Annotated in this window: 8 protein-coding genes; 2 read left to right on the top strand and 6 right to left on the bottom strand. The window is 65.2% G+C overall.

Going from position 1 to position 8,358, the window contains the following annotated elements; genetic code table 11:
- From VL752_RS14030 to VL752_RS14015, 4 genes are all read right to left on the bottom strand, one after another.
- Nucleotides 1-938 (bottom strand): ABC transporter permease (locus VL752_RS14030; RefSeq protein WP_325356296.1); only part of this gene is annotated, 938 nt, incomplete at its 3' end.
- Nucleotides 935-1,885: an ABC transporter permease gene (locus tag VL752_RS14025; protein ID WP_325356294.1), complete on the bottom strand. Its 951-nt coding sequence runs from the start codon at nucleotides 1,883-1,885 to the stop codon at nucleotides 935-937. The genes VL752_RS14025 and VL752_RS14030, both read right to left, overlap by 4 nt.
- Nucleotides 1,882-3,390: a sugar ABC transporter ATP-binding protein gene (locus VL752_RS14020; RefSeq protein ID WP_325356292.1), complete on the bottom strand. Its 1,509-nt coding sequence runs from the start codon at nucleotides 3,388-3,390 to the stop codon at nucleotides 1,882-1,884. The genes VL752_RS14025 and VL752_RS14020 overlap by 4 nt, the downstream gene beginning before the upstream one ends.
- A gap of 6 nt (nucleotides 3,391-3,396) precedes the next feature.
- On the bottom strand, nucleotides 3,397-4,452 hold the full coding sequence (locus tag VL752_RS14015) for an ABC transporter substrate-binding protein (protein ID WP_325356290.1): 1,056 nt from the start codon (nucleotides 4,450-4,452) through the stop codon (nucleotides 3,397-3,399).
- A 177-nt stretch (nucleotides 4,453-4,629) separates the two neighbouring features.
- Here VL752_RS14015 and VL752_RS14010 point away from each other — a divergent pair, with 177 nt between their 5' ends.
- Complete coding sequence (locus VL752_RS14010) at nucleotides 4,630-5,424, top strand: IclR family transcriptional regulator (protein WP_325356288.1); 795 nt, start codon at nucleotides 4,630-4,632, stop codon at nucleotides 5,422-5,424.
- A gap of 23 nt (nucleotides 5,425-5,447) precedes the next feature.
- On the opposite strand, the gene VL752_RS14005 is transcribed toward VL752_RS14010, so the two are convergent.
- Together VL752_RS14005 and VL752_RS14000 are read right to left on the bottom strand one after the other, a co-directional pair.
- Nucleotides 5,448-6,506 (bottom strand): Ldh family oxidoreductase, encoded by a 1,059-nt coding sequence (locus tag VL752_RS14005; protein WP_325356286.1) that lies wholly within the window; start codon nucleotides 6,504-6,506, stop codon nucleotides 5,448-5,450.
- Entirely contained in the window at nucleotides 6,503-7,888 is a 1,386-nt protein-coding gene (locus VL752_RS14000) for an amidase (RefSeq protein ID WP_325356284.1), read from the bottom strand. The genes VL752_RS14005 and VL752_RS14000 overlap by 4 nt, the downstream gene beginning before the upstream one ends.
- A gap of 211 nt (nucleotides 7,889-8,099) precedes the next feature.
- Between VL752_RS14000 and VL752_RS13995 the strand changes: the two genes are divergently transcribed.
- On the top strand, nucleotides 8,100-8,358 hold a 259-nt coding region (locus VL752_RS13995), incomplete at its 3' end, for a glutamine amidotransferase (RefSeq protein ID WP_325356282.1).

Genomic DNA, 8,358 nt, shown 5'->3' with positions numbered 1-8,358 from the left:
CGCCGTACCGCCTCGCGGCCCGACAGCAGCAGCAGACCCAGCACCAGGGCACCGAAGAGCACGTCACGCAAGCCCGGCGATGCGTTGACGACAGTGATGAGTGCCGTGATCGTCACCAACAGCACGGCGCCCGGCAGCGTGCCGGCATAGGTGCCGCGCCCGCCAAGGATGGACGTGCCGCCCAGCACCACGGCCGCGATGGAGGCGAGAAGATAGGGATCGCCGATGCCGATATAGCCTTGGCCGTTCATGCCCAGGGCCAGCAGCCCCGCAACACCACAGAGCAGACCGCTGAGACCATAGGCACAGAGCATGGTGGCGCCCGTATTCACCCCCGAAAGCCGCGCCACTACCGGATTTGTCCCCAGCGCGAAGAAGCGTGCACCGAGCGGCGTTGCATGTAGCAGGTAGAGTACCAGCGCAGCGACCACGATCCAGAGCATGATGCAGGCAGAGAAGCCGAAAGGCCGTGCCGAGCCAAGCCAAGCGACGATCGGATTGTCGAGCGAGACGGCGCTGCCACCTGCAAGCAGGATCAGCACGCCTTGCAGGAAGGTCGCCATGGCAAGCGTCATGATCATCGGATGCACGCGAAGATAGGCGACACCGAGGCCGTTGACGATGCCGACCCCGGTGGCCAGCGCCAGCACACCGATGACAGCGACAAGGCCGCTGCCATCCCAGCCGAAGGTGAAAAGCGGCAGGGCGATCGTCGTCAGCGTCACGATGGCGGCGACCGAAAGGTCGATCCCGCCGGCGACCACCACCAGGGTCTGCCCTGCGCCCACGAGGCCGATGACGGACGCGAGTTCGAGCAAGTAGCGCAGATGCGGCCAACTGCCGAAGCCAGGGGTCGTCAGGCTTGCAACGATCCACACCGCCATGACGATGGCGGTTGTCAGGAGCGGGCGGCTGCGCAGCAGGGCCGGGAGCGTCATGGGCCCAACCTCCGGCCAAGCAGATGCGGCAATGCAACCGCAATGACGATGATCAGCCCTTGCGCGATATACTGCGCGACCGGCGGCATGCCGAGAAAGAACATGACGTCGATCATGACGGTGAGCAGCAGACCACCGGCGAGCGCACCGCGCATCGTGCCCTCACCGCCCAGGAAGCCGACCCCTCCTAGAACCACAGCCGCGATGGAATTGAGGGTGAAGCTCGTCCCGATCACGGGATCGCCCGATCCCGTCTGGGCGGCGACGAAGAGTCCCGCGAGGGTGCAAAGCATACCGCTGATGGCGAAAGCCGTGATCAGCGTCATCTCCACCCGCACGCCGGAGCGATAGGCTGCGACAGGATTCTCGCCTGCCGCGTAGAGCGCCAGGCCCTGCGGGGTCGCGAGATAGAATTTCCAGCCAAGAACAAGCAGCGCCAGCAGCACCAGGAGAACGACAGGGTTGCCTCCGGCAAGCAGGGAGGAAAGCCAGGGCAGGATGGTGCCTCCTGGCCGCGGCAGAATGATGAGGGCGCATCCCCCGATGATGAAGGATCCGGCCAACGTCACGATGATGGCGGGCAGGCGAAGCAGCGCCACGATCGCGCCCGAACCGATACCCGTAACGAGGCCCGCCGCCAGCACGGGCAGGATGGAGATCGCGCTGCCGAGCTGCGCCATGGTTGTCGCAGCCACGACCCCTCCGAGGCTGACCAAAGCCCCGATCGCGAGGCTGATGCCGCCGGTCAGCATGAGGATCGCCTGCGCCATCGCTACCAGCGCCAGCGGAAACCAGCTCTGGGTGAAGTGCGCAACTCCCGCGCGGGAGAACAGGCCGGGGAAAAGCCAGCCATAGACCACGAAGAGCACGATGACGACACCGTAGAGCGGTGCCAGACGCCGGTTGCGTTGCCACTGGATGCGCCAGTAGAGGCTCCCCGCCTTCACGCGGCTGACCTTTCCGACGTTACACCCATGGCGGCGGCCACGATGCGTTCCTCGCTCGCCGCGCCGTGGGGCAGGTCGGCTACGATCCGCCCCTCTCGCACGACCACCACACGGTCGCAGAGATGCACGAGTTCGGGCGTGTCTGAACTGAGCAGGATGATGGCCCGGCCTTCCTCCGCGAAGCGCCGCAGCATGAGATAGATCTCGCGCTTGGTCTCGACATCGACGCCGCGGGTCGGGTCATTCATCAGCAGTACCTGCGGGTTGCGCGGCATCCATTTGGCGAGTGCCACCTTCTGCTGGTTGCCGCCCGAAAGCGCCTGCACTGGGCGTGCGAGATCGCCCTTCACGCTGAGTGCAGCGGCGAGACCCTCCGTCAACCCACGCTCCTTCTCCGCATGACGACGCGAAAGAGCGGGCGCCCGGCCGAAGCCAGGCAGCAGCATGTTGAAGCGGATGGAATGCGTCAGCAACAACCCTTCCCGCTTGCGGTCGGCCGGAATATAGGCAAGGCCGCGACGATTGGCCGCGGTCACGGAGGTGGACAGCCCTTCGCGCCCCAGAAGACGGGCCCTCGTCGCCCGCGCCGGCAGTGCGCCGTAAAGAGCGAGGAGCAGATCCTCCTGCCCCTGGCCCACAAGCCCGCCAAGCCCGAGAATTTCGCCGCGTTTCAGGCTGAGCGACGCATCCCGCATCATACCGCCGGAAAGACCCGAAACGTCGAGCAGGATTTCATCCTTGACCGAAGGCACCCAGGAGGGGAACAGGTCCCCGGCATCCCGCCCTACCATCAGCCGCACGAAGCTTTCCGGGGTCAGTCCAGCCATGGGCTGGTCCGCGGTGCGGGTGCCGTCCTTCAGCACGGTCACGTAGTCACAAAGCTCCATCACCTCGCCCAGCCGATGCGAGATATAAAGGATCGCGACCCCTTCCACCTTCAACCGGCGGATGAGCGTCTTCAGCGTCTCCGTCTCCCGCGCCGAGAGCGATGATGTCGGCTCATCGAAAATGATAACCTTGGGATTGCGGTAGAGCGCCTTAGCAATCTCGACAAGCTGTCGCTGCCCGAGCGGCAACTCCCGCACAGGTCGGGAAAGATCGCCTGCAAGCCCCACGATGTCGCAGAGTTCGGCAGCACGCGCGCCAAGCACGCGGTAATCGATCCGCCCGAAGCGGCACCGATAGGCGCCAAGGCCGATGTTTTCGGCAATCGAGAGATGGGAGACGAGACTCAATTCCTGATGCACGACAGCGATTCCCGCCGCCCGCGCATCAGAGGGCGACAGCGCGCGCGCGCTCCGTCCGCCGACCTCGATCGTCCCGCCATCGGGGGCCAGGCTGCCCGAGAGGATGTTGATCAGGGTCGATTTGCCCGCCCCGTTCTCACCCATCAACGCATGAACTCGGCCGGGATGGAGATCGATAGAGACGCCGCGCAGCACGGGATTGCCAAAGAAGGACTTCGACACATCCCGCGCCGCGAGAACCGCAGTCGTATCGTTCAAGAAGGGTTACTTCCCGTCGATGTATTTCTGGAATATCGCCTGACTGTAGGGCGAGTAGATATAGCCGTCCGCCGGGAAGTCCTTGGCACGTGCCAGATAGCTGCCCAGATCGGCATCCGTGATGATAGGCAACGGCACGCCCACATGCAGTGGCACATCCTTACCCTGCAGGGCCTGTACCGCGACATAGGCGGCCATCGCGCCCAGCCAGTTCGGCTGCATCGCGGCCCAGCCCTTGATACCTTCCTTCTTCCAAAGCTCCAAAAACTGGCGATAGTTTTCACCGGTCATCGGCACCGGCGCGCGGCCTTGCCGTTCGAAAGCGAGCAGGGCGCCGGCCGAGAGCGCACCACCCAGCGACAGCACGCCATCAATCTTCGGATAGCGAAAAAGGAGATTGGTCACCGCTTCCTGGGCAGGGGCGGCGTTGTAGGGGGTATTGGTCTCGGCAAGAACCTTGATGTCCGAATAGTTCTTCAGAACCTCCATGGCGCCGGCACGACGGTCCTCGCTCACGGAAATGCCGGCGGGACCGTTGAGGACGAGAATATTGCCCTTGCCGCCCAGCGTCTTCGCCATCCAGGTGGCCGCTTCGCTGCCCCATGCCTTCGAGTCGACAATGATCTTGGCTGTCAGGTCATCGGTATCGACGAGGCTGTCGAAGCTGACCACGGCGATGCCCTTGGCGCAGGCAGCGGAAATCACACGGTCGAGCGCGGTGGCAGAACCGGCATCCACCAGGATCGCATCCATATGCGCATCGATCATTGACTGGATCTGCTGGATCTGGGTATTCGCGCTGCCCTGTGCATCGGTGATCATCAGTTTGCTGACGAGGCCTTGCTTCTTCAGCTCGGCGACCTCGCTGTCAATGGTTCCCGTCGTCTGTTTCATCCAGGTCGGCACGGAATAGATATTCGCCCAGCCGATCGAAAAGGGCGGCTGGTGCGGGCTGGTGATGCAGTGGGCGGCAGCATGGGCCACCACGGGAATGGCCATGGCCGTCGTGACGGCGCAACTCAAAACGACTTTTGCAGCGCGGCTGCGCCAGGTCCTGGGCATGATCCAACTCCTCTACGCGGTGGAAGACGGCCGGCTCGCCCGGTCTGCGCATCAGGCGCTTAAAATCGGATAAATCTGTCTGGTATACCGGACGTTTGTTCTGTATTTCGGACAAGTGAACGCTAGTTCACTCCTTGGGCCGCACGCAAGGACTTTCACCCGCAGAAGGGCCGCATTTTGTCACGGGCGCTGAAAAGACCCTCCGCAACCTCCAGGTCCGCACAAGGGGATCGCCAGAAAGGCATCGACCGCGTCATCGCGCTGCTCGAAGCTCTCCTTCGTCTGCACGCGCCCGCCAAGCCCGGAGACCTCGCGAAACTCATCGGCGCACCCCGCTCCACCACCTATGAGATCGTCAATCGCCTGCTCGACGCGGAGATGCTCGATTATGTCGGGCAGGATGGCAGTCTCTATTTCGGCCGGGCCATGCAACTCTTCGGCGCGGCCTTTGCCGATGTGAATACACTCTATCGCCGTGCGGTGGTGGCCATGGCGACGCTCGCGGCGGACACCGGGGTGACCGCGCAAGTCTGCGCCCTGCGTGGGCGCAAATACGTCGTGCTCGACAGTCGCAGCGGGCACGCGCTTCATCGCATCACGAGCGATATCGGCGTCGAGGTTCCGATCCCCTGGACGGCCTCCGGACGGCTGCTCCTCGGCCATATGACGGCAGAAGCGATCGCCGGTTTCATTCCCGAGAAGGATTACCGCCTGCCGGGCGGCCGCATGCTGGACCGTGACGGTTTCGCGGCGGAAGTCATGCGCTGCACCGCCCAAGGCTGGTGCGAGACGACCGGCCTCGCCGACCATTTCACGCGTTGCTTCGCCGTTCCTCTCCGGGAAGAGGACGGGATCTGCCGCATGACGCTCTGCCTCGTCCTACCGGTGGATACGCCCCTGCCGCGCCGGAAAGCCCTCATGGCCCGGCTTCAACACGCAGCCCGTCTCCTCTCCTCGCCAGGGCCCGGCTAAGGCCTCGGCGCCCGAACGGCCGGTCAGAAACCCAGAAAATGCGCCGTATCGGGGTCGAGCGGAATGCCATCCCGCCTCCGTTCTTCGGCAACGCGCCATTCGCGGTCACCGGGCGCCATCGGGGGCGCCCCGCCCGAGCGTGGCGGCACCGCGCGCAAGGCGTCGAGGTAGCGACGCATGCCGTCCGCCATCACGGCCGCGCCCGCGAACCGCGCCGGGTCGATTGCGAGGAAGAAGTGGCCAAGGCCAGGCGGCTTCGGCTCATTCCCTTTGCCGAGCGAGACCATCTCGTGATCCAGGCTGGCGCCGGTGAGAATGGCCGAGAGCACCGTCGCGAGGCCGGCCAAGGCCGCACCCTTGAAGCCGTAATCAGCCCCGCCCATCGGCATCAACATCGCCGCCTCATTGGGATCGCGCACCGGGAGGCCAGCCTCGTTCGCGGCAATCGCCTCCGGCAGGGTCTGGCCAAGCGAGCGATAAAGCAGAACGCGATTGAAGGGGATCGCGGAGGTCGCCATGTCCAGCAGCCATGGCTTCTCGCCCGCAACGGGGGCCGCGACCGCCAAGGGATTGGTGCCGTGAAAAGCCTGGGCGCTGCCAAAAAGCGCCACGAGGCTCTCGGCATTGGTGGTGGCAAGCCCGATCATGCCGGCCTCGGCGGCGGCCAGCGCATAGGCGCCGGCCGCTCCGAAATGCGAGGAGCGCGTGGCTCCCACGGCGCCGACGCCGGCTTCGCGCGCAATCTCGATCGCGGCTTCCATGGCGCGGTAGCTTGTATGATGGCCGAGCCCGTCATCGCCATCCAGCATGGCGGTCGCTGCCGCCGTGCGCCGCAGCGTCACCTGCGGATGGCCATTGATCTCTCCACTTCTCAGCGCCCCATCGTAATAGCCGACGAGCCGGACGCCGTGGCTGTCCACCCCATGCAGCGAGGCGTGCATGAGAGCACGCACGGTCGCCTCAACGGAAGGCTGGTCGGCCCCGGCGTCGCGAAGCTTCTGCCCTACACGCGCCGCCAATGGCTCCGGGGCGATGCGGACAATCCCTTGCGTCACTTGCGCCTCCTCATGCTGCGTCGTCATACCGGCGGCATCCGCAGGTGCCAGTCCCCTGCCTGCTCAAAGGCCCAGCCGATTCGTAGCACCTCCGCCTCCGCAAAGGGCCGGCCGAGAATCTGAAGCGACAGCGGCAGGCCGGAGGCGGTCATGCCGTTCGGCAGCGCGAGCGCGCAGAGGCCGAGCAGGTTGGCAGCCCGGGTCAGGCCGCTCGGTGCTGTCGTCTCATCCACGCTCGATACTGGCTGCGCGGGCACCGGCGTCGTCGGCAGAAGCAGCGCCGTGACGGGGTCGATCGCCGCCAGGAATTCCGCGCGCAGCGCGGGGCGTTGCCAGAGCAGGCGGAGATAGTCCGCAGCCGGGATTTTGCCCGACAAGATGCGCGCGCGGACATGCGGGTCCAACGGTTTCGCCGGGTCCTCCGCCAGCGCACCGTGGAGGGCGTAGGCCTCGGCCGCCATCACCTCCCTCATCTGCGCATAGTCGGAGAGCGACCGGGGCAATGAGACAGGCAGAATGGTGGCGCCGAGGCGAACCATGGTTTCCAGCGCCGCTTCATAGGCGGCCGCCGTTTCGGGATCGAGGGCGAGGCCGCAGTCGGTCAGCGCGATGCGGCCGAGACGAAGCCCCGCGACGCCGCGGCGGAGCCCGGCCATGGGATCATCGGGCAAGATGCCGAATGTCAGGGAGTCCGCCTCGTCCGGCCCCTGCATGGCGCGATACATCAGCGCCGCATCCTCCACGCTCCGCGCCATCGGCCCCGGCGTATCCAGTGTCATGTTCAGGGGTTCGATGCCGTGGTTGCTGATCCGCCCGCGCGTCACCTTGAGGCCGGTGATGCCATTGAAAGAGGCCGGAATGCGTACCGACCCCCCGGTATCCGTGCCGACGGCCAGCGGCGCCATCCGCGCCGCGACGGCGACACCCGAGCCACTGGAGGAGCCGCCGGGCGTATAGTGGTCGTCCGGGCGCCAGGGGTTGCGTGGCGTGCCCAGATGGACATTGGTACCCCAGCCGCCGAAGGCGAATTCCACCGTATGCACCTTGCCCAACAGGATGGCGCCAGCGCCGATCAGCTTGCGGACCAGGGTCGCGGTTTCGGTCGCCCGGCGGCCGAGATGGACCTTGGAGCCTGCGGCATAGGTCCGGCCCTCGACCGCAATCAGATCCTTCAGCGCCACCGGGACGCCGTGCAGAGGACCGAGATCGTAGCCCGCGCGGAGCGCCTTGTCGGCGGCCTCCGCCGCCAGCCGCGCATCGGTGCCGTAAACTGCGATGAAGGCATGAAGGCCGGGGTTCAGTCGCTCGATGCGCGCCAGCAGCGCCTCAACCGCATCGACAGGGGAAAGCCTGCCCGCGCGATAGGCCGAAGCCAGTTCGTGCGCCGTCATCAAACAGGGATCGTTCACTACGGTCAATCCTTCGATCTCGAACGGTTTTTCCTTCTATAGCTCACCACGCATGGCGCCCATTGCCAAGGGACGGGCGCTCATCCGGGAAAGCGCGGTCCCGGGTCACTTCGCTTGCCTCGGCAACTCTGAGCAGCAGTCGAAGAATGACGATTGACAATTCCCGCCAACTGGTCTGGAGCGGAGAGACGCCTTGAAGGAAAGATCAAACGTGACGAAAACGAAAATACTTCTGGTTGGCGAAAGCTGGGTGACCTCCGCGACCCATTTCAAGGGCTTCGACCAATTCGGCAGCGTGACCTTTCATCTCGGCGCCGAACCACTGGTGACGGCGTTGCAGGACAGTCCCTTCGAACTGACCTATATGCCCGCGCATGAAGCGGCCGAGCGCTTTCCCTTCGAGGCCGCCGGCCTCGCCGAATACAAGGTCATCCTGCTCTCGGATATCGGCGCCAATACCCTGCTCCTGC

This window comes from Acidisoma sp. (assembly GCF_035492295.1).
Classification (GTDB): Bacteria; Pseudomonadota; Alphaproteobacteria; order Acetobacterales; family Acetobacteraceae; genus Acidisoma.
This window is presented reverse-complemented; position numbering and strand designations above follow the sequence as displayed.